Source organism: Caulobacter sp. 73W (genome assembly GCF_041021955.1).
Lineage (GTDB): Bacteria > Pseudomonadota > Alphaproteobacteria > Caulobacterales > Caulobacteraceae > Caulobacter.
Map to the genome: position 1 here is coordinate 216,547 of NZ_CP158375.1, position 19,914 is coordinate 236,460.

The following is a 19,914-nucleotide window of genomic DNA, read 5'->3' on the forward strand; positions in this document are numbered from 1 at the left end:
CGTCTTCTACAGCAGCGTGCCCTTGCCGCTGGTCACTTCGGTATAGCGATGCACCCGCGCGGCCAGGACCAGACCAAAGCCGATCATCATGGTCAGCATCACGGTGCCGCCATAGGAGAGCATCGCCATGGGCACGCCCACGACCGGCGCCATCCCCATGACCATCGCCCCATTGATCAGGACGTAGAGCGCGAACGTCGCCGTCACACCCGCCGCGCCCAGCCGGCCGAAGTGGCTATGGGTGATCGAGGCCATGCGCAGGGCCATGAAGATCACAGCCCCATAGAGGAACAGCACCGACACGCAGCCCACGAAGCCGAACTCCTCGGCCAGGGTCGCGAAGATGAAGTCGGTATGCTTTTCCGGCAGGAAGTTGAGCTGGCTCTGCGACCCCAGGCCAAAGCCCTTGCCCAGCGGTCCTCCGGAACCCAGCGCGATCTTGGACTGCAAAATGTGATAGCCCGATCCTGAGGGGTCGTTCTCTGGATCCATGAAGGTCAGCACCCGCTTGCGCTGATAATCATGCAGGACGAACATCACGAACGGCGGAATGGCGATGCCCACCGACAGCGCCGCCGCGCCGATGATCTTCCACGACAGACCGGCCAGCACCATGATCGCCCCGCCCGTGGCCGCGATGAGAACCGCGGTGCCGAGGTCCGGCTGGTGCGCCACCAGCAGTACCGGCACAGCGACCATGGCCGCAGGGATCAGCAGCCACCAGGACATCCGGGCGCTGTCCCCCGACATGCCGTGATAGAACCGCGCCAGGCCCAGCACGACGCCGATCTTCATGATCTCCGACGGCTGAAGGCGCACCGGCCCCAGTTGCAGCCAGCGCTGGGCGCCAAGCGAGATGTCGCCCATCACCTCCACCGCCAGAAGCAGAATGAGACCGACTCCGTAGACGGGATAGGACAGGGCGAACCAGACCCGCAGGTCGATCATCGCCAGGGCGATCATCAGGGCGAAACAGAAGGCGAAGCGCCCCGCCGTCGACAGCGCCCAGGGCGTCCAGGATCCGCCGGCGATCGAAAACTGCATCAAAATGCCCGCGCCGGCGATCAGGCACAGCGCCAGGCAGAAGACCCAGTCGATCTCCTTGAACTTCACGATCAGCCGGTCGCGTTCACCCGGCCGCGTCAGGGCGCTCATGGTCATCGGGGCGTCTCCGGCGTGGGAGCGGTCGTCTGTTCGGGCGGCGCCGCCGTCTCGATCGGCGCGTCCGGCGCCGCGCCTTCGACCGTCGCCTCGGGCGTCAGTTCGGGCATGGGCAGCGGCCGCTCGATGCGGGCGCGCACCTCGGGGTCCTTCAGTAGGGCCACGCGCATGACCTCGCGCGCACGCGGCGCGCCGGCGGTGGCGCCGCCCATGCCGCCGTGCTGGATGATCACCGACAGCGCATAGCGCGGGTCGTCATAGGGCGCGAAAGCGACGTACAGGTTGTGGTCCTTGAAGCGCCAGGGCACGCCGGTCATCTTGCGCGAACCCGCGCCATAGGAACGGACCTGAGCCGTACCGGTCTTGCCGGCCATCTTCACATCGCCCAGGCCCAGCTGGCTCTGCCGATAGGCGGTGCCGCTGGTGTCGTTGGCCACCGCCGCCATGCCGCCCCGCACGACGTTCAGATGCTCTTGGCTGAACGGCAGATCCGGCACGTCGTCGCCGTGCGGCCGCTCCACCCCGCCCACTGACTTGATCAGTCGCGGATTCAGGGCCTTCCTGCCGTTCGCCAAGCGCGCGGTCATCACGCACAGTTGCAGGGCGTTGACGGCCAGAGCCCCCTGCCCGATCGCGTAGCTGGGCGTCTCGCCCGGATACCAGGTCTGGTTCGCCGGATTGCGCTTGAAGGCGCGCTTCTTCCATTCCCGGTCGGGCACCGTGCCCTTCTTCTGGCCGGGAATGCCGATATCGAAGGTCTGGCCGAAGCCGAAAGCCCGGGCCACCTGGGCGATCCGGTCGGGGCCAACCCGCAGAGACATCGTGTAGAAATAGACGTCGCAGGAGTTCTTGATCGCGTCGTGGACGTTCTGCGAGCCGTGCCGGCCCCAGCAGTGGAACGTGCGCCCGCCGAAGAACCACCCCCCGGAGCAGTGAACCCGCTCCTCGGGATTGATGCCGGCCTCCAGGCAGGCCAGCGCCGTCATGGTCTTGAAGGTCGAGCCTGGCGGATAGGTGCCGCTCAGCGCCTTGTCGAGCAGCGGCTTGCGCTCATACTCCGACAGGGCCCGGTATTCCGGCCCCGACAGGCCGCGCACGAAGCGGTTGGCGTCGAAACTGGGCGCGGACACCATGCCCAGGATGTCGCCGTTGCGGCAGTCCATCACCACGATGGCGCCGCTCTCGTCGCCCATGACTTCCAGCGCACGGTTCTGGATGTCCGCATCCAGGGTCAGGCGGACTTCCTTGCCGGGGATCGAGGGGATGTCGCCCTCGGGATCGGCCCGAACCACGCGGCCGCGCGCGTCCACCTCGACCTTGTTGGCGCCCGGCTTGCCGCGCAGCTCGACGTCGAGGGCCTTCTCGACCCCCTGCTTGCCGATCCGGAAACCGGGGTGCAGCAGCAGCGGCTCGGGATTGGGACCAGCTTCCTTCAGGTCGCGATCCGAGATCTTGGCCACATAGCCGATGACGTGCGCGAAGGCGCCGCCGAACGGGTAGACCCGCACCTCGCCCATGTCGGCGGTCACGCCCGGCAGTTCCGGCGCGCGCACGTTGATGCGGCTGAATTCCTCCCAGGTCATGTCTTCCATGACCGCGACGGGCGCATTGCGCGGGCTGTTATTGATGTCGCGGATCGCGCGCTTCTGGCGTGCTTCATCCCACGGCAGCAGCAGCGCCAGCTCGGCGACGGTCTTGTCGACGTCCATCTCCTTGGAGCGTGAGACCAGGAGGCGGAAGTTGGGTCGATTGGACGCCAGCGATACGCCGTTGCGGTCCAGGATCAGGCCGCGGGGCGGCGGCGCCAGGCGGAAGTTGAACTGGTTGCCGGCCGACAGCTTCTGATACCGCCCCGCCTCGACCAGCTGCAGCTGGGCGAGGCGTCCGCCCAGGGTCAGGAGGCCGACGCCCGTCAGACCGCCCATCAGGAACGCGCGGCGGTGGAACGTGCCCTGACGCTCGTTCACCTCGGAAAAGAAGATAGACGGCTCGCCCATCAGCGGAAACGCACGTCCTGATCTTCAAACCGCTCGATCAGCCAAGCGGCCGCCGGATACAGCGCCACCGTGATCAGGAACTGCCAGAAGACCGGAACCGGGCCCGGACGGCCCAACTCGCCGAAGATCATGAAGGCGTAGCCCACGGCCATGGCCAGGGCGATGCAGCCCGCATACCACAGGAACATCATAAGTCCGCTCTGGCCGCTGAGGATGTTCCGAAGACCGATCACCACGGCGTAGACGATCAGCAGGGCCAGCGCCCACAGGCCGATCGGCCCGCCCCAGAAGCCGTCGAAGAACAGGCCCAGGATCAGCAGCGCGAACGGCGCCAGCACCGAGGGGCGGATCACCCCCCAGGCGAAGGCCGGAACCAGGGCCCACATAGGCTCCGGCATCTGAAAGCCGAACGCGCGCGCGGGCATGGCGAACAGGATCGCAGCGACGATGCAGATCAGCATCGGCACGGCCAGCCACTGGACAGGATTGAGCCCGGCGGCCGCGCGCCTCACTGCGGCGTCCCCGGGGTCGTCGCGGGCGCGGCCAGTTGCGGGGCCGGCGGTCGGGGCGCCGACGGCGCCGGTGCAGGCGTCGCCGTGGCCGGAGGCGTCGTCGCCGAGGCGGCCGGAGGCGTCGCGCCAGCAGTCGGCGGGGCGACGTTGCCCAGGATCGTCTGAACCTTGCGGGCTTCGGGATCCTCGGTGTTGATGGTCGGCAGCTGGGTCGTCGACAGAGACTTCTGGTCGGCCAGTTGGGCGAAATCCTTGAACAGCAGGATCCGCACGTAGTCGATTGGTGTGGAGTTGGCGAACAGCGCCACACGCCACGCGCCGTCCAGCCCCTTGACCGCCACGCCGACCGGCAGACCGCGCGGCAGCACGCCGCCGTCGCCGGAGGTAACGATGCGGTCGCCTTCCTTCACCGGATCGCGGCCGCGCAGATACTCCAGGCGCGGGTTGGGGCCGCCATCACCGGTCAGGATCGAGCGGGCGTTGGTGCGGTCGATCATCACCGGAGTGCGCGAGGTCGTGTCGGTGAGCAGCAGCACCCGGCTGACATTGCTGCCCACACCGACGACACGGCCGATCAGGCCATGCTCGCTCATCACCGGATTGCCGCTGATCACGCCCTTGTCGCCGCCGGCGTCGGCCAGGCGGGTGTTGGCGTATGGACCGCGGCTATCGCTGATGACCCGCGCCGCCACCATCGGGATCGGCGGATCGGTACGCAGTCCCATCAGGGTGCGGTAGCGCTCGTTGATGTCGCGCTGGGCCAGAGCGACGTCGCGCCATTGGCGCATCTCGACCAACTCGGCCTTGAGCCTGCGATTGTCCGACACGGCGAAGAAATAGTCGCCGACCCAATCGGCGAAGGAGCGGGTCCAGCGTCCGGGCGCGGATACGGCCCCGCTGACCGGCGCGGCCACGGTGTCCACGGCCTGGCGCGTGACGCCATAGGCCTGGTTCTGCAAGGTTTCGCGGCGGTCATTCACCAGCAAGGCGACGGCGACAATGCCGGCCACGATCAAGGCCACCGCCGCCGTCCAGGTCAGCGGGACCTTCAACTCGCCAAACTGACCTTCTTTCAAGGCCACTTTATGGGGTCTCCCGGCGCCCCGCGCCCGACTCAGGTGTCGCCCCCAGTCTAGCCCGCATCGCGGACGAAACGCAGGGGCGTCACGGCTATTAAGCGAGCGTGGATTCCAGGACGCCCTTCATCCACTTGGGATGCTCGAGCACCTTGCCGCAGCCCAGCGCGACGCACGACAGCGGATCGTCGGCCACGGTCACCGGCAGGCCGGTGTGATCGCGGATTTCGGCGTCCAGGCCGCGCAGCAGCGCGCCGCCCCCGGTGAGCATGATGCCCTTGTCGGCGATGTCGCTGGCCAGTTCCGGCGGCGTGGCTTCCAGAGCCACCTTCACGGCCTCGACGATCTGACCGACGGGTTCGGACAGGGCGTCGGCGGCCTGCTTCTCGCTGATGCGCACTTCGCGGGGCACGCCCTGCATCAGGTCGCGCCCCTTGACGTCGATCGACAGGCCTTCGCCGTCGGCCGGCGCGCGGGCGGTGCCGATTTCCTTCTTGATGCGCTCGGCGGTGGTTTCGCCGATCAGAAGGTTATGGTGGCGGCGCATGTAGCTGATGATCGCCTCGTCCATCTTGTCGCCGCCGACGCGGACCGAACGCGAATAGACGATGCCCGACAGCGACAGAACGGCCACCTCGGTGGTGCCGCCGCCGATGTCGACGACCATCGAGCCGGTCGGCTCGTGGATCGGCAGGCCGGCGCCGATGGCGGCGGCCATGGGTTCATCGATCAGGCCGACGCGGCGGGCGCCGGCGTTCAGGCAGCTGTCGTTGATGGCGCGGCGCTCGACCGCGGTGGCGCCCGACGGCACGCACACGATCACCTTCGGATTCACGAATCCCTTGCGGTTGTGAACCTTGCGGATGAAGTACTTGATCATCTCTTCGGCGACTTCGAAGTCGGCGATGACCCCGTCGCGCATCGGGCGGATGGCTTCCATGTGGCCGGGCGTACGGCCCAGCATCTGTTTGGCCTCGATGCCGACCGCATGGACGGTCTTGCGGCCGCCGACATTGCGCAGCGCCACGACGCTGGGCTCGTTCAGCACGATGCCTTTGCCCTTCTGATAGATGAGGGTGTTGGCGGTGCCGAGATCGATGGCGATGTCGTTGGAGATCACGCCGAAGAGGGATGAGAACATCGAAGGCCCTGGAACTTGGGATTTTTTGTCGGACGGGCGGAACTGCTCTGCGGACGCCAGGGAGATGCTGCGGAAGCGCAAGCCCCCCGGCCGCGCCATCGCCAGACTCACCCTCAGGCCCGCCGAACTCGCTTCGTTTGCCTTGCTAGTGAGTTGATTTCAAGGCCTATCGGAGCGGTCTGTTCATCATCCTGTCGCTGCGAGCACGACGCCCGCCGCCGTCAGGGCGCCCGCCGCCCATTGCAGCAAACTGAGCCGTTCGGCGAACAGCCGCCTTCCAACCAGCGCCGCGATGGGCATTTCGACGACGCCCACCGCCCTCACCGGCCCCACCGGGCTTAGCGCCATGGCCGTGAACCACAGGCCTGACGCGGCCGCGCCGCAGAAGCCTGCCCCCAGTGAACGACGCCAGGCCGCGATCACGGCGATCACGGCCGTGCGGTTGGTGGCCAGCATCCAGCCGCCCAGGCTGACCGTCTGGATGGCCTGAACCACGGCCACGGTGGCGAAGGCTGAAAGGACCGGATGCGCCGGATCCAGCGTTAGCGCGCCCTGGCGGAAGAAGTTGGCGCTGAGGGCGAACATCGCGCCGGAGCCCAGGCCGAACAGCACCGCGCCACGTTGCATATGCACACTGCCTTTCTGGGGCCAGGACAGGGCCGTCAGACCCACCGTGGCGATCGCTCCGCCCAGCCAGACCAGCGGCCCTACATGATCCTTGAAGAACAGCGCGCCCCAGACCAGGGCGAACGGCAGGCCGCTCTGCTGCATGGCGGTGCCCAGGGCGAAGGACGAGCGCTGCATGGCCGTCAGCATCGACGCCGTCGCCGCCATCTGCAGCCCCGCCCCCGCCCCGCAGGCGATGAAGAAGGCCGTCGACGGGTGAAAGCGCGCGCCCGGGGTCAGCATCCACAGCGCCGCCACGAAGATCAGCGCGAACGGCAGGCCGAACAGGAACCGCACCAGGGTCGCGCCCCAGGGGCCCGCACCGGTCATGACCGAGCGTTGCGCGGCGTTGCGGGCGACCTGAAGGGCCGCCGCGCCGATGGTCACGGGAATCCAGAGCATGGGATGCGGCGCTTAGCCTGCGCCGGATGGCGCGGCCAGACCTAGAAGCCGCTGGCGATAGCCGTTTCGGGCCGCGCCTTCTCCCGACGGGCGAACAGGTTGTTGAGCGCGTTCACATACGCCTTGGCCGAAGCGGTCAGGGTGTCGGTGTCGGCGGCCTGACCGGTGGCGATGCGGCCGTCCTCTTCCAGACGCACCGAGACCTGGGCCTGGGCGTCCGTGCCCTCGGTCACGGCGTGAACCTGGAACAGGCGCAGGGCGGCGCTGTGCGGCACGATCTCGTGGATGGCGTTGAACACCGCATCCACCGGGCCGTCGCCGGTCGCTTCGGCGGTCTTGACCTCGCCGTCCACGTCCAGGGTCAGTTCGGCCGACTGGCCGTCGGTGCCGGCCACGACGCGCAGGCGCTCGACCTTGATCTTCTCCGACCCGCGCGCCAGCGCGTCATCCACCAGGGCGACGATGTCGTCGTCGAAGACGTGCTTCTTCTTGTCCGCCAGTTCCTTGAAACGGGTGAAGGCGTCGTTCAGGGCGTTCTGGCCCAGCTCGTAACCCAGGGCCTTCAGCTTCTCGCGGAAGGCGTGGCGGCCGGAATGCTTGCCCATGACCAGGTTGGTCGCGCCCTGACCCACGTCCTCCGGACGCATGATCTCGTAGGTCTCGGCGTTCTTCAGCATCCCGTCCTGGTGGATGCCGCTCTCATGGGCGAAGGCGTTCTTGCCGACGATGGCCTTGTTGAACTGCACCGGGAAGCCCGTGATCGCCGAGACGTAGCGGCTGGCGCGGGTGATGTGAACCGGATCGATCTTGGTCTCGTAAGGCAGGGTCTGGCCGCGGACCTTCAGGGCCATGACCACTTCTTCCAGGGCGGTGTTGCCGGCGCGCTCGCCGATGCCGTTGATGGCGCACTCGATCTGGCGAGCGCCGCCGTCCAGGGCCGCGAGGCTGTTGGCCGTCGCCAGGCCCAGGTCGTTATGGCAGTGGGCCGAGAAGATCACGGCGTCCGCGCCGGGCACGTTCTCGATCAGGTCGCGGAAGATCGCGCCGTACTCGTCCGGATAGGTGTAGCCGACGGTGTCGGGGATGTTGATCGTCGTCGCCCCGGCCTTGATGGCGGCCTCGACGCAGCGGCGCAGCACGTCGCGCTCGGTGCGGGTGGCGTCCTGGGCCGACCATTCCACGTCGCCGCACAGGTTGCGCGCCATGGTCACCGACTTGGTGGTGGCGTCGATCACGTCCTCGATGGACATGCGCAGGATGTGGTCGCGGTGCTGTGGGCTGGTGGACAGGAAGGTGTGGATCCGGCCGCGCTTGGCTGGGCGGATCGCCTCGGCGCAGCGCTCGATATCAGCGGCGGCGGCGCGGGCCAGGCCCGCGATGATGCTCTCGGTGACGATCTTGGAGACTTCGCGGGTGGCTTCGAAGTCGCCGTTGGAGGCGATCGGGAAGCCGGCCTCGATCACATCGACGCCCATCTCCTCCATGATCTTCGCCAGTTCCAGCTTCTCTTCCAGCGACATGGACGCGCCAGGCGACTGCTCGCCGTCACGCATGGTGGTGTCGAAGATGATGACGTGGTCGCGTTTTACGCTGGATACGGGGGCGGTCATGGGAGTGTCTTTCGCGGAGATCGGCTTGCTGGGTGAGTTACTGGAACGCCCCTGAGCAACCGGCCGCGAAGATAAGCGCGGCTAAACGGCGGCCCAGGGGCGGCTAAGCCCCAGCTCAAGAAGCAGCAGGTTGTCGCGGTTACGGCGCATGGGGCTTTCTCTACCGATTCAGCGGGGGTTGCGCAACAGGAATGCGCCGAAAGGGGTTCGACATCCCCATTTCAGCAAGATCGTTCCCCAAATCGTCACAATCTGAACGAACGAGGCGCGCGCCCTACTCCGCCTCGCGCTTCTTCAGCCAGTTGCGGGCCGCCCAGCCCAGGACGATCCACAGCAGCGCCACGCCGACCAGCAGGCCGATGTGCCCCATGCCGCCCCCCTTCATGGCCTGGACAATGGAATTGCCGGCGAAGGCGGTCAGGGCGATCTTGGGCACGATGCCGATCGCCGTCCCGGCCGCGAAGTGCCAGAACTTCATAGGCGTCACGCCCGCCGCCATGTTGACGACGATGAACGGCGCGGACGGCACCAGCCGCACGATCAGGCTGGCGGTGAAGCCGTTCCGCCCGATCAGGCGCATGAAGCTCTTGACCCCATCGCCCGGGATGTCGCGCAGCAGCCGCCCGCCGAACGCGCGGCCCAGCCAGAAGCCGACGACCGAGCTGACCAGGGTTCCGATCCAGCTATAGGCGAATCCCGTCCAGGCCCCGAAGGCGACCACCGCCGCGGCGATCAGCACGAACTGCGGCACGCCCAGGAACGCCAGGGCCGCGAAGGCGAACACCGCAACCGGCAGGCCCCAGATCCCGTGCGCCGAGCCCAGCCACCGCTCGACCGTCGCCTCGCCGGAGAAGCCCAGCACCGACGCGCCGAACAGGAACACCACCCCTACCCCGCCGAACAGGACGAAGGACACGGCCAGCGCCCGCCAGGCGCGGGCGTCCATGTTCATGACGAAATCGATCAGGCGACGCATGGCCATGGCCTCGCCGATCCGCCGGGGCGGGTCAAGCCGGCTCTAGCGCCCGCAATAGATCAGGTTCGCCCTCCAGGCGTATGGGCCGCCCTCGACGGTCATGCCTTCGGCAGCATCCTTGAAACGCAGGCGCAGATCACCGTCGGCGGCCTGCCCCTCGGCCTGACAATAAACGCTTATATCGTAACCGCTCAACGCCTCGCGCACCTCCTTGAAGGAGCAGCCAACCTCGCCGGCCGTGGACAAGCTGCGATCCTCAAACCTCCAGACCTCGTGGCCGCATGCGGTCTTGGCCGCCGCCCAGCGGCCCACATAGCGCGGCGTCACCGCAACCGACGGGGCGCTGGTCGGCGCATGGGCGGCGGTCACCGGCGAAGATGTCGCCTGGGACGCCCCGGCGTCATGCGGCGGGGTGTCGTTGCATGCCGCCAGCAGCAGCGCGGCTCCGATCCATGCAAGACGATGCATGCGATCCTCCTACGGCCCCTGTGCGAAAAAGAGCCGGGGCTGATCGGGTTCCATTCGTTGCGCCGCAGCACGACCGCGCGTAAAGACCGCCACAATCCTGAAACCTTCCAGGGGAGCCCTGACCCGCCATGTCCATCGAATCCGCCGCTCTGCGCCGCATCGCGCCCTCGGCCACCATCGCCATCAGCGCCAAGGCGCGGGCGCTGCAAGCCGCCGGCCGCAATGTGATCGCGCTCTCCGCGGGCGAGCCTGACTTCGACACTCCGGACAACGTCAAGGCGGCGGCCATCAAGGCCATCCAGGACGGTAAGACCAAATATACCGACCCCGACGGCATGCCGGCGCTGAAGGAGGCGATCTGCGCCAAGTTCGCCCGCGAGAACGGCCTGACCTACAAGACCAGCCAGATCCACGTCGCCCCGGGCGGCAAGCCGGTGATCTACAACGCCCTGGTCGCCACCCTGAACCCGGGCGACGAGGTCGTCATCCCGGCCCCGTACTGGGTGTCCTATCCCGACATGGTCCTGCTGGCGGGCGGCACGCCCGTGTCCATCGAGACCCGCGCCGACAATGGCTTCAAGCTGGAGCCGGCCGCACTGGAAGCGGCGATCACGCCCAAGACCAAGTGGCTGATCCTCAACTCGCCGTCGAACCCGACCGGCGGCGCCTATACCGAGGCGGACCTGCGCGCGCTTGCCGATGTCCTGCTGCGTCACCCACACGTCTGGGTGCTGACCGACGACATGTACGAGCACCTAGTGTTCGACGACTTCAAGTTCTTCACCATCGCCCAGGTGGAGCCCAAGCTCTACGACCGCACCCTGACCATGAACGGAGTCTCCAAGGCCTACGCCATGACCGGCTGGCGCATCGGCTACGCCGGCGGCCCCGAGCCGCTGATTAAGGCCATGGCCAAGATGATCAGCCAGACGACCTCCAACCCCTGCTCCATCTCGCAACACGCTGCGGTCGAGGCCCTCAACGGCCAGCAGGACTTCATCAAGCCGAACCAGAAGCTGTTCCAGGAACGCCGCGACCTGGTCGTCTCGATGCTGAACCAGGCCAACGGCATCCAGTGCGCGACGCCAGAAGGCGCCTTCTACGTCTATCCGTCGTGCGAAGGCCTGCTGGGCAAGACCGCGCCCAGCGGCAAGGTGATCAATTCGGACGAGGACTTCGCTGTCGAGCTTCTGGAAGCGGAGGGTGTCGCCGTGGTCCACGGCGCGGCGTTCGGCCTGTCGCCGTTCTTCCGCATCTCCTACGCCACGTCGAACGAGATCCTGGAAGACGCCTGCGGACGCATCCAGCGCTTCTGCGCCTCAGTCCGCTAAAACAAAAAGGCCCGCCGAAAGGCGGGCCTTCTTTCTTAGGGCTGCGAGCCTCTAGTGCTTCTCGCGCCACTGGGCCTTGGCCTGATCTTGCGTCAGATTCAGGCGGACCTTCTCTTCGGTCTCATCCACATAGTCGACCCACGACAGCGGGATCATGTGGTGCTTGAACCCGGCGCCGAGGTCCAGCTTGGCCAGTTCGATCTCCTGGCCGACCACATGGTCGACGCGGCCGACATGCTTGTCGTCCGAGCCGACGACTTCGAAATGTTCGCGGATCTGGGTGGGGGTGATCATCGGATCGTCTCCTCTTGCGGGCCTCGGGGGCGGCCCGTCGGCTCTTCCAACGATCAGGCCCAATTCCAGTTCAATCGCCGTTGAACACAAGCCGCCAAGACGGCATCGTCCTCGCATGCGTGCCTTGCTTCCCCTCGCCTTCGCCGCGGCCGTTGTTTCGACCGCTCCCGCCTGCGCCCAAATCGCCGCGACCATGGCCGACGACGGCGTCACTGTGACCGACAGCGGCAAGCCGGTGCTGTTCTATCGCACCAAGGCCGCCGATCCGGCCGACCCCGGCCGCCTGAACTTCGTCCATCCGCTCTACGCCCCGGATGGCAAGACCGTGCTGACCGAGGAAAAGCCCGCCGACCACATCCACCATCGCGGCGTTTTCTGGAGCTGGCACCAGGTGCTGGCCAACGGCGCCTCGGTCGGCGACGGCTGGTTCATGCAGGGCCTGGGTTTTCGCACCACGGACCGCGCCTTCGCTGACGGTGCCTTGACGGTGAAGGTCGACTGGCTGGACGCCAAGGGCGCCGTCATCGCCAACGAAGTCACCCGCATCACCGCGCAGAAGCTCGCGCCGGAAGGCGCCCGTCGGATCGACTTCGACACCATCATAACCCCCGCCGTCGACGGCTTCGCCCTTGGCGGCAGCGACGATGTGAAAGGCTATGGCGGCTTCTCCATTCGCACCGTGCGGCCGGACGCGCTGAGCTTCGTCTCGGACGGCAAAGCCATCACCCCGACCAACGAGGCGGTCGAGGCCGGCGGCGTCATGGCCCTGGAATGGCCCAAGGAGGCCGCCTATCCGGCCTGGACGATCCACTTTGGCTGCAAGGCGCAGGACAAGCCGATCACCAGCTGGATCCTGCGCAAGTCGCTGTCCATGCAAAACTGCGTCTTCCCCGGCCGCCAGCCCTTCCCCCTCGCCAAGGGCCAACCCCTGCGCCTGGAATCTTCGGTGGTCATCAGCCCAACGGGAACCAAGTGACGTGGCCGAGGTCATCAACCTGAACAAGGCCCGCAAGGCCAAGGCCAAGGAAGCCGGTAAGGCGGCCGCGGTCGAGAACCGCGCCCGCTTCGGCCGCGCCAAGGCGGACAAGTCTCTGGACAAAGCGCGCGCCAAAAAGCTCGACCGCGCCCTGGATCAGGCCAAGCTCCACAAGGACTAGTGGGCTACGTCCGTCTTGCCGAGGCGGTCACGATCCTCCGCCGGGATCGCCAGATAGAGGTCTGGGGACGGAATGTTCAGCCGCCGGCGCGCGCTGTCCAGGTTCTCGGCGAACAGGGCGTGATAGTCCTCGCCCGCCAGCCACGCCGCCCTGCGGCCGTTCTGATAGGCCTGCCACGCGGCGCGCCCGAACGGATGGCCCAGGCCCAGCTTGATATATTCCCGCGCCCCGGCGGCGGAGATGAAGCCGAAGCCCAGGTTGTCGGTCTGCCCGTACGAGAAGGCCACGACGCAAACCTCGCCGAAGCCGTCGGTGCTGTAGCCCGTCAGCACGTGCCAGACGTCGTGGACGTCGCGCACTCGCCGTCCAAACCACGCATAGGGATGGGCCGCGTCGACGTCGTTGTCGGGCACCTTGCGGCTTTCGTCCGCCAGTCCTTCGGCCGACAGGCCGCGCGGGGCGATGAAGTCGCGATAGGCCGCGCCCACCGTGCCGGGTCCGAAACTGGCCAGCCACGCCGGATCCGACAGCCGATCGGCGAATTCCTCGCGCTGATAGGCGATGTAGCCGCCGCCCGGCGTCGACAGCAGGCGACGGTAGCCCTTGGGGATCGTCTTGCCGGACAGAGCCCGCATAATTTCGAAGACCTGCTGGGTGTCTTCCTTGTCAGCGATCAGCCGGCGCATGGCCTGAAAGGCGCGCATCGGCTGAAGCCCGAACTTGCCTGGAGTGGCCCGGCTGGTCGGTCGCCTTGCAAGGTCGGCGGTCATGTCCATAGAACGGGTCTCCGCAGGCGGCGCGAACCTGACGCTCCCGTCATTCTTTTTCAAGTCGAGGCGAACTTGGCCGGTCTCTCCAAACGCTCGATAAATCTGTCCGGTCACGCTACGTCGCTGGCCCTGGAGCCTGAATTCTGGGCGATTTTGGACGAAGCGGCCCACGCGGAGGAGAGTATGGCCAAGCTCCTGCTGCAGATTGACGCATCACGCGGCGACCGCCCTCTGGCGTCCGCTTGCCGGGTCTTCGCCCTCAACCGCGCCCTCACCGCTGCACGGGGCGCGTAACTTCCGGCGCCTTGTGCGGTTCGGTCATCGGGATCGTCGTGGTCTGTGAAATCGAGCGCTTCTCCGTCCCGAAGGCCAGCCACAGCGCCACCCCGCCGACGACGATCACCCCGATCATCGCCCACAGCAGCAGCGGCACCTGTCCGCGACGTTCGCTTTCCGGCTCCGGTCGGTTGTCCATAAGCGCGTTCCCCCCACTTCCAACGGAAGTGAACGGCCCCGGCCTCCACGCGTTCCCGCCCCTTAAGCCGGACGCCGTTTGTGCTACATATGTTCTATTGAATCAGAGAGCTTCCTCCCCCGTGTCCGAACTTCCCGCCGTCCGAATCTCCGACCTCGCCCGCGCCGACGGGCCGCAGGGCTCGTATCTGGACGGCCTCAATCCCGAACAGCGCGCCGCGGTCGAGGCGACCGACGGCCCGGTGCTGGTCCTGGCGGGCGCCGGCACCGGCAAGACCCGGGTCCTGACCACCCGCCTCGCCCACATCCTGGCGACCGGCAAGGCGCGCCCGTGGGAACTTCTGGCGGTGACCTTCACCAACAAGGCCGCCCGCGAGATGCGCGAGCGGATCGGCCACATCATCGGCGGCCAGGCGGCCGACCTGCGCTGGCTGGGCACCTTCCACTCGGTCGCCGCCCAGATCTTGCGCCGCCATGCCGAACTGGTGGGCCTGAAGTCGAACTTCACCATCCTCGACACCGACGATCAGGAACGGGTCATCAAGCAGGTGCTTGAGGTCCAGAACATCGACCCCAAGCGCTGGACGCCCAAGACCCTCGCCGGTCTGATCGATCACTGGAAGAACCGCGGCTGGACGCCGGACAAGCTGCCGCCCGGCGAGTCCGAGCACTTCGCCAACGGCAAGGGTGGGACCTGCTACCGCCTATACCAGGAGCGGCTGCGCACCCTGAACGCCTGCGATTTCGGCGATCTGCTGCTGCACAACCTGACGATCTTCATGAACCACGCCGATGTGCTGGAGGACTACCACCAGCGCTTCAAATACATCCTGGTGGACGAGTACCAGGACACCAACGTCTCCCAGTACCTGTGGCTGCGCCTGCTGGCCCAGAAGCGCCAGAACGTCTGCTGCGTGGGCGACGACGACCAGTCGATCTATGGCTGGCGGGGTGCCGAGGTGGACAACATCCTGCGCTTCGAGCGGGACTTCCCCGGCGCCAAGGTGGTCAAGCTTGAGCGCAACTACCGCTCGACCAGCCACATCCTGGCCGCCGCCTCGGGCCTGATCGCCGCCAACAAGGGCCGCCTGGGCAAGACGCTGTGGACCGAGGCCAATGACGGCGAAAAGGTTCGCGTCGCCGGCGTCTGGGACGGCGAGGCCGAAAGCCGCCTCGTGGCCGACGAGATCGAGCGCTGGAAGAAGAGCGGCCGCAAGTACAAGGACATCGCCATCCTCGTGCGAGCCTCGTTCCAGATGCGCAGCTTCGAAGAGCGCTTCGTCCTGCTGCAGATCCCCTACACCGTCATCGGCGGCCCCCGCTTCTTCGAGCGGGCCGAAATCCGTGACGCCCACGCCTATCTGCGCCTGATCAACTCCGAAGACGACGACCTGGCCTTCGAGCGGATCGTCAACGTCCCCAAGCGCGGCATCGGCGACACCACGGTGCAGAAGCTGCTGCAGGTGGCTCGCCTCAACAACGTCTCTGCTTCCCTGGCTTCGCGCGGCGTCGTCATGACCGACGAGATCGCCGCCAAGACCCGCACCTCGCTCGCCAACTTCATCCGCGACATCGACCGCTGGCGCTCGATGAAGGACAGCCTCGACCACGCCCGCCTCATGGAGACGGTGCTGGAAGAGAGCGGCTACACCGACATGCTGCGCGCCGACAAAGGCCCGCAGAGCCAGACCCGGCTGGAGAACCTGAAGGAACTGGTCCAGTCCATGGCCGCCTTCGACACCTTGGAGGCCTATCTGGAGCACGTCTCGCTGGTCATGGACCTGGATCGCGGCTCCAGCGACGACAATGTCCAGATCATGACCCTGCACTCGGCCAAGGGCCTGGAATTTCCCCTGGTCTTCCTGCCCGGCTGGGAGGAAGGCGTCTTCCCGTCCCAGCGCAGCATGGACGAGAAGGGCGAAAAGGGCCTCGAGGAAGAGCGGCGCCTGGCCTATGTCGGCATCACCCGCGCCCGTGAGGAAGCCCGCATCTCCTTCGCCGCCAACCGTCAGGTCTATGGCCGCTGGACCAGCCAACTGCCCAGCCGCTTCGTCGACGAACTGCCCCTGGCCAATGTCGATGCGGGGTCGGAGACCGGCTATTACGGCGGCGGTCCCGGCATGCAGCAGGCCGCCAGCCGCTGGGATGAGCAGCCGAGCTTCAACTCCGGCTACACCTCTCCCGGATGGAAGCGGGCACAGGACCGCTCTGCCGGCTTCGTCCGCTCGGGCTCCGGTTCGCGAGGTCCGGTGATCGAGGGCGACGGCCGGCTGGTCGCCGTCTCCGATCCGTCGGCCTCGAATAGCGCCTACAAGCGCGGCGACCGGGTCTTCCATGTGAAATTCGGTTACGGCGCCATCAAGGGCGTCGAGGGCAACAAGCTCACCGTCGCCTTCGACAAGGCCGGCGAGAAGAAGGTCATCGACAGCTTCGTGGAGAAGGCGTGACCTTCTCCCGATAAACGATTGAAATAAAAAGGCCCGGGCGGCGTACCGTCCGGGCCCTCTCATTACATCCATATGTACATATGGATCGGTTTAGTAGCTCGCATACCGGTAGCCGCCGTTCGCCGGCCGCACGTAGTCGGCATGGACGTAGCCGATCCCGACGCCGTCACGCCCCACCAGGATCCACTCGCCCCGATCCGCCACAGCCATGGCCTTGAAGGTCTGGCCCCGCGTCAGCGCGGTGGTCTTGGCGGCCCGGGTGGTCGGGGCGGCCCGGACGTTGACGGTCGAGGTCGCCACATACATCTCGTTCAGGCTGTCGAAGCGCGCCGGCTGGACGTAAGAGGCCAGCTTGTAGCCGCCGCTCTTGTAAGTGCCGCCGTATTCGTTGGCGGTCCGCTTTTCCTGCATCTTGCAACCGATGGCCGAGCCCGCCGCCGCGCCGCCGACGGCGCCGATAACGGTACCCGTGCCGCGGTCGTTCTTGGCCAGGTTGCTGCCCAGTACGCCGCCCAGGATCGCGCCGATCAGGGCGCCGCCTTCCTGCTTGCCGCCGGGAGCCGAGCAGCCGATCACCGGCTTCAGGTTCTGGGCGCTCGCCATGGTCGGCGCGGCGGTCGTCGCCAGCATGGCGGCGATCGAGGCGGCCGTCACAGCGGCCAGGGTCTTGGTCTTCTTGGCGGTCATGATCAGGTCTCCTCTGGTTTTGATCAGCCAGTGAGGAGACCCTAGAGCGCCCAAGCTGAACGCTGCTGTTGCCCGCCGTTATCTTCGGTTCAGCTTGATGAAGAGCCGTTCAGGCGCGCGGCTTGACGATCCGCCCGCCGGTCATGGCCGCCTTCACGCCCGTGGTGCCCGGGAAGCTGATCGGCAGGCCCTTGGCCGTGCGCGCCGCCAGAAAGGCGAAGGCCTCGGCCTCGATGGAATCTCCGCGCCAGCCCAGGTCCTCGGCCGTCTTCACCGGCATGGGCAGCGCCGCCTCCAGCGCCTTCATCAGCTCCGGATTGTGCCGTCCGCCGCCGCAGACGATCAGCGCCCGGGGCCGCGTGGCGGCATGGGCGACGCCCTTGGCCACCCCCGCCGCCGTGAACGCCACCAGCGTCGCGGCCGCATCCTCCAGCCGCAGGGCCGCCACCGGCTCCAGCGAGAAGTCGTAACGGTCCAGGCTCTTGGGCGGCGCGGCCTCGAAATACGGATGCGCCAGCATGGCGCTGAGCGCCGCCTGGTCCACCGCCCCAACGCTGGCGTACTTGCCGCCCGCGTCGAACCGGCCCGCCCCACGGTCCTGCATCAGCAGGTCGATCATCCCGTTGCCCGGCCCGGTGTCGAACCCCAGCATGGTCCCGTCGGCGTCGATCAGGGTGACATTGGCCACCCCGCCGATGTTCAGGATCGCCACCGGCGGCTCCAGCCCCCCCGCCCTGGCCCGCGCGAGGTGATAGATCGGGGCCAGCGGCGCCCCCTCCCCGCCCGCCGCCACATCGGCGGTGCGAAAATCGAAGGCCACCGCCACGCCGGCCATGTCGGCCAGGACCTGGGCGTCGCCCAGCTGAACCGTCCGGCCGCTCCGCTCGGCGGTCGGGCGCTCGTGCAGCACCGTCTGGCCGTGCATGCCGACCAGGTCGAATTCGCTCCAGCTCAGGCCGTGTTCTTCCAGGAAACTGGACGCGGCGTCGAAATGCTCCTCCGCCACCGCCTTGGCCGCTGGGGCGAAGCTGACCGGCTCCGGCGTCCCGCGCTCCCACTTCAAGGCGTCGTGCGTGGCGGCCAGCACCAGATCGCGCGTGCCGTCGCTCAGCTTGCGCTCGCCAGCCTGTCCAAAGGCGCTGATCGCCTCGCCGTCCGTCTCCAGCACCGCCATGTCGACGGCGTCCAGGGACGTGCCCGTCATGAATCCGAGAACCTTCATACGCCTTGACTGCCATTCCCCGCCAAAGGTAGCTAGCGCCATGATCGCCCGCCGCGCCCTTTCCGGCCTCTATTACCGCTCGCAGACCTAGCGAGCGGCCCAGCGATCTTGCCTGCCGCCCAACAGCCGGCGGCATGACTCCTTCAAAGCCCGTGTCTTCGGCCTTCAAACCAAGACCGGACTCATGAAATCCAGCCCCATCCCCACCGCAGCCGTGCTAAACGCGCGCACCCAGACTGAAGAGAGCACCGCCATGTCCGCCGATCCCGCGTTCAAGTCCAACTTCCTGCAGACGCTGCAGGCGCGGGGCTACATCCACCAGATCACCCATCCGGAGGAACTGGACGAAGCGGCGGCCAAGGGCTCGATCACGGCCTATATCGGCTTCGATGCCACGGCGCCCTCCCTGCACGTGGGCAGCCTGATCCAGATCATGATGCTGCGCCGCCTTCAGCAGGCCGGCCACAAGCCCGTGGTCCTCATGGGCGGCGGCACGACCAAGGTGGGCGATCCCACCTTCAAGGACGCCCAGCGCCCCCTGCTCACCGACGCGCAGATCCAGGCCAATATCGACGGCATCCAGCAGGTGTTCTCGAAGTTCCTGACCTTCGGCGACGGCCCGACCGACGCGGTGATCGTCAACAACGACGAGTGGCTATCCAAGCTGGGCTACATCCAGTTCCTGCGGGACTTCGGCGTCCACTTCACGATCAACCGCATGCTGGCCTTCGACTCGGTGAAGCTGCGGCTGGAACGCGAACAGCCGATGACCTTCCTTGAGTTCAACTACATGCTCATGCAGGCCACCGACTTCCTGGAACTGCAGCGCACTCGCCAGTGCGTGTTGCAGATGGGCGGCTCGGACCAGTGGGGCAACATCCTCAATGGGGTGGAGCTGATCCGGCGTGTGGACCAGAAGCCGGCCTTCGGCCTGACCACCCCCCTGCTGACGACCGCCTCGGGCGCCAAGATGGGCAAGACCGCCGCTGGCGCCGTGTGGCTGAACGCCGAACAGCTGAGCCCCTATGACTACTGGCAGTTCTGGCGCAACACCGAGGACGCCGACGTTGGCCGCTTCCTGCGCCTGTTCACCGACCTGCCGCTGGACGAGGTCGCTCGCCTGGAAGCCCTGGACGGCGCCGCCATCAACGACGCCAAGAAGGTCCTGGCCGACGAAGCCACCCGCTTGGCCCACGGCGAGGACGCCGCCAGGACCGCTCGTGAAGCGGCCCAGAAGCTGTTCGAACAGGGCAGCGTCTCGGCCGACCTGCCGACCTTCGAGGTGCCGGCCGCGACCCTGGCGGAGGGCGTCCAGCTGGCGGCCCTGTTCACCGACGCCGGCCTCGCCGGTTCGCGCGGCGAGGCTCGCCGACTGGCCCAGGGCGGCGGCGTTCGCATGAACGACCAGGCCATCTCCGACGCCAATGTGATGGTGACCCAGGCCGATCTGGTCGACGGCGTCATCAAGCTGGCCGCCGGCAAGAAGAAGATCGTCCTGGTGAAGCCGGTCTGAGACCAACGGA

The 19,914-nt window shown here is 67.1% G+C and carries 20 protein-coding genes; 6 read left to right on the plus strand and 14 right to left on the minus strand.

Annotated features, from left to right (window positions below; translation table 11 throughout):
• Positions 1 to 6: 6 nt before the first annotated feature.
• The 9 genes from rodA to ABOZ73_RS01065 form a co-directional block, all read right to left on the minus strand.
• Positions 7 to 1,161, minus strand: a complete 1,155-nt coding sequence (gene rodA / locus ABOZ73_RS01025; RefSeq protein WP_369059993.1) for a rod shape-determining protein RodA — start codon at positions 1,159 to 1,161, stop codon at positions 7 to 9.
• Positions 1,158 to 3,158, minus strand: coding sequence for a penicillin-binding protein 2 (gene mrdA, locus ABOZ73_RS01030; RefSeq protein WP_369059995.1), 2,001 nt, complete (start codon positions 3,156 to 3,158; stop codon positions 1,158 to 1,160). Before mrdA ends, rodA begins: the two co-directional genes overlap by 4 nt.
• Positions 3,158 to 3,670: a hypothetical protein gene (locus ABOZ73_RS01035; RefSeq protein ID WP_369059997.1), complete on the minus strand. Its 513-nt coding sequence runs from the start codon at positions 3,668 to 3,670 to the stop codon at positions 3,158 to 3,160. The genes mrdA and ABOZ73_RS01035 overlap by 1 nt, the downstream gene beginning before the upstream one ends.
• Entirely contained in the window at positions 3,667 to 4,752 is a 1,086-nt protein-coding gene (gene mreC / locus ABOZ73_RS01040) for a rod shape-determining protein MreC (RefSeq protein ID WP_369059999.1), read from the minus strand. The genes ABOZ73_RS01035 and mreC overlap by 4 nt, the downstream gene beginning before the upstream one ends.
• Before the next feature lie 91 nt (positions 4,753 to 4,843).
• Positions 4,844 to 5,887 carry a rod shape-determining protein gene (locus tag ABOZ73_RS01045; protein ID WP_269716901.1) on the minus strand — a complete coding sequence of 348 codons (1,044 nt, stop codon included), beginning with the start codon at positions 5,885 to 5,887 and terminating at the stop codon, positions 4,844 to 4,846.
• Between the two features lie 186 nt (positions 5,888 to 6,073).
• Positions 6,074 to 6,955, minus strand: a complete 882-nt coding sequence (locus ABOZ73_RS01050; RefSeq protein WP_369060001.1) for a DMT family transporter — start codon at positions 6,953 to 6,955, stop codon at positions 6,074 to 6,076.
• A 41-nt stretch (positions 6,956 to 6,996) separates the two neighbouring features.
• Positions 6,997 to 8,565, minus strand: coding sequence for a 2-isopropylmalate synthase (locus tag ABOZ73_RS01055; RefSeq protein ID WP_369060003.1), 1,569 nt, complete (start codon positions 8,563 to 8,565; stop codon positions 6,997 to 6,999).
• A 274-nt stretch (positions 8,566 to 8,839) separates the two neighbouring features.
• A complete protein-coding gene (locus ABOZ73_RS01060; RefSeq protein ID WP_369062586.1) occupies positions 8,840 to 9,541 on the minus strand; it encodes a TVP38/TMEM64 family protein in 702 nt (233 codons plus the stop codon).
• 42 nt (positions 9,542 to 9,583) lie between these two features.
• A complete protein-coding gene (locus ABOZ73_RS01065; RefSeq protein ID WP_369060004.1) occupies positions 9,584 to 10,009 on the minus strand; it encodes a hypothetical protein in 426 nt (141 codons plus the stop codon).
• 128 nt (positions 10,010 to 10,137) lie between these two features.
• Here ABOZ73_RS01065 and ABOZ73_RS01070 point away from each other — a divergent pair, with 128 nt between their 5' ends.
• Positions 10,138 to 11,340 carry a pyridoxal phosphate-dependent aminotransferase gene (locus ABOZ73_RS01070; RefSeq protein ID WP_369060006.1) on the plus strand — a complete coding sequence of 401 codons (1,203 nt, stop codon included), beginning with the start codon at positions 10,138 to 10,140 and terminating at the stop codon, positions 11,338 to 11,340.
• Between the two features lie 51 nt (positions 11,341 to 11,391).
• Here the strand turns inward: ABOZ73_RS01070 and ABOZ73_RS01075 are convergent, their stop codons facing one another.
• A complete protein-coding gene (locus ABOZ73_RS01075) occupies positions 11,392 to 11,634 on the minus strand; it encodes a DUF2171 domain-containing protein (protein WP_369060007.1) in 243 nt (80 codons plus the stop codon).
• Positions 11,635 to 11,749: 115 nt separating this feature from the next.
• Between ABOZ73_RS01075 and ABOZ73_RS01080 the strand changes: the two genes are divergently transcribed.
• Positions 11,750 to 12,610 (plus strand): DUF6807 family protein, encoded by an 861-nt coding sequence (locus ABOZ73_RS01080; protein ID WP_369060008.1) that lies wholly within the window; start codon positions 11,750 to 11,752, stop codon positions 12,608 to 12,610.
• Position 12,611: 1 nt separating this feature from the next.
• Positions 12,612 to 12,791 (plus strand): DUF4169 family protein, encoded by a 180-nt coding sequence (locus tag ABOZ73_RS01085; RefSeq protein ID WP_369060010.1) that lies wholly within the window; start codon positions 12,612 to 12,614, stop codon positions 12,789 to 12,791.
• Here the strand turns inward: ABOZ73_RS01085 and ABOZ73_RS01090 are convergent.
• On the minus strand, positions 12,788 to 13,561 hold the full coding sequence (locus tag ABOZ73_RS01090; RefSeq protein WP_369060012.1) for a Coq4 family protein: 774 nt from the start codon (positions 13,559 to 13,561) through the stop codon (positions 12,788 to 12,790). The genes ABOZ73_RS01085 and ABOZ73_RS01090 overlap by 4 nt on opposite strands.
• 72 nt (positions 13,562 to 13,633) lie before the next feature.
• On the opposite strand from ABOZ73_RS01090, the gene ABOZ73_RS01095 reads away from it, so the two are divergent.
• Positions 13,634 to 13,855 (plus strand): ribbon-helix-helix domain-containing protein, encoded by a 222-nt coding sequence (locus ABOZ73_RS01095; RefSeq protein ID WP_369060014.1) that lies wholly within the window; start codon positions 13,634 to 13,636, stop codon positions 13,853 to 13,855.
• On the opposite strand, the gene ABOZ73_RS01100 is transcribed toward ABOZ73_RS01095, so the two are convergent.
• Positions 13,833 to 14,036 (minus strand): hypothetical protein, encoded by a 204-nt coding sequence (locus tag ABOZ73_RS01100; protein ID WP_369060016.1) that lies wholly within the window; start codon positions 14,034 to 14,036, stop codon positions 13,833 to 13,835. The genes ABOZ73_RS01095 and ABOZ73_RS01100 overlap by 23 nt on opposite strands.
• 121 nt (positions 14,037 to 14,157) lie before the next feature.
• Between ABOZ73_RS01100 and ABOZ73_RS01105 the strand changes: the two genes are divergently transcribed.
• Positions 14,158 to 16,482, plus strand: a complete 2,325-nt coding sequence (locus ABOZ73_RS01105; protein ID WP_369060018.1) for an ATP-dependent helicase — start codon at positions 14,158 to 14,160, stop codon at positions 16,480 to 16,482.
• A 90-nt stretch (positions 16,483 to 16,572) separates the two neighbouring features.
• Here the strand turns inward: ABOZ73_RS01105 and ABOZ73_RS01110 are convergent, their stop codons facing one another.
• Both ABOZ73_RS01110 and ABOZ73_RS01115 read right to left on the minus strand, forming a co-directional pair.
• On the minus strand, positions 16,573 to 17,169 hold the full coding sequence (locus ABOZ73_RS01110; protein WP_369060020.1) for an SH3 domain-containing protein: 597 nt from the start codon (positions 17,167 to 17,169) through the stop codon (positions 16,573 to 16,575).
• 109 nt (positions 17,170 to 17,278) lie between these two features.
• Complete coding sequence (locus tag ABOZ73_RS01115) at positions 17,279 to 18,391, minus strand: anhydro-N-acetylmuramic acid kinase (RefSeq protein ID WP_369060021.1); 1,113 nt, start codon at positions 18,389 to 18,391, stop codon at positions 17,279 to 17,281.
• A gap of 184 nt (positions 18,392 to 18,575) precedes the next feature.
• Between ABOZ73_RS01115 and tyrS the strand changes: the two genes are divergently transcribed.
• Positions 18,576 to 19,904, plus strand: coding sequence for a tyrosine--tRNA ligase (tyrS, locus tag ABOZ73_RS01120; protein WP_369060023.1), 1,329 nt, complete (start codon positions 18,576 to 18,578; stop codon positions 19,902 to 19,904).
• Positions 19,905 to 19,914: the final 10 nt, after the last annotated feature.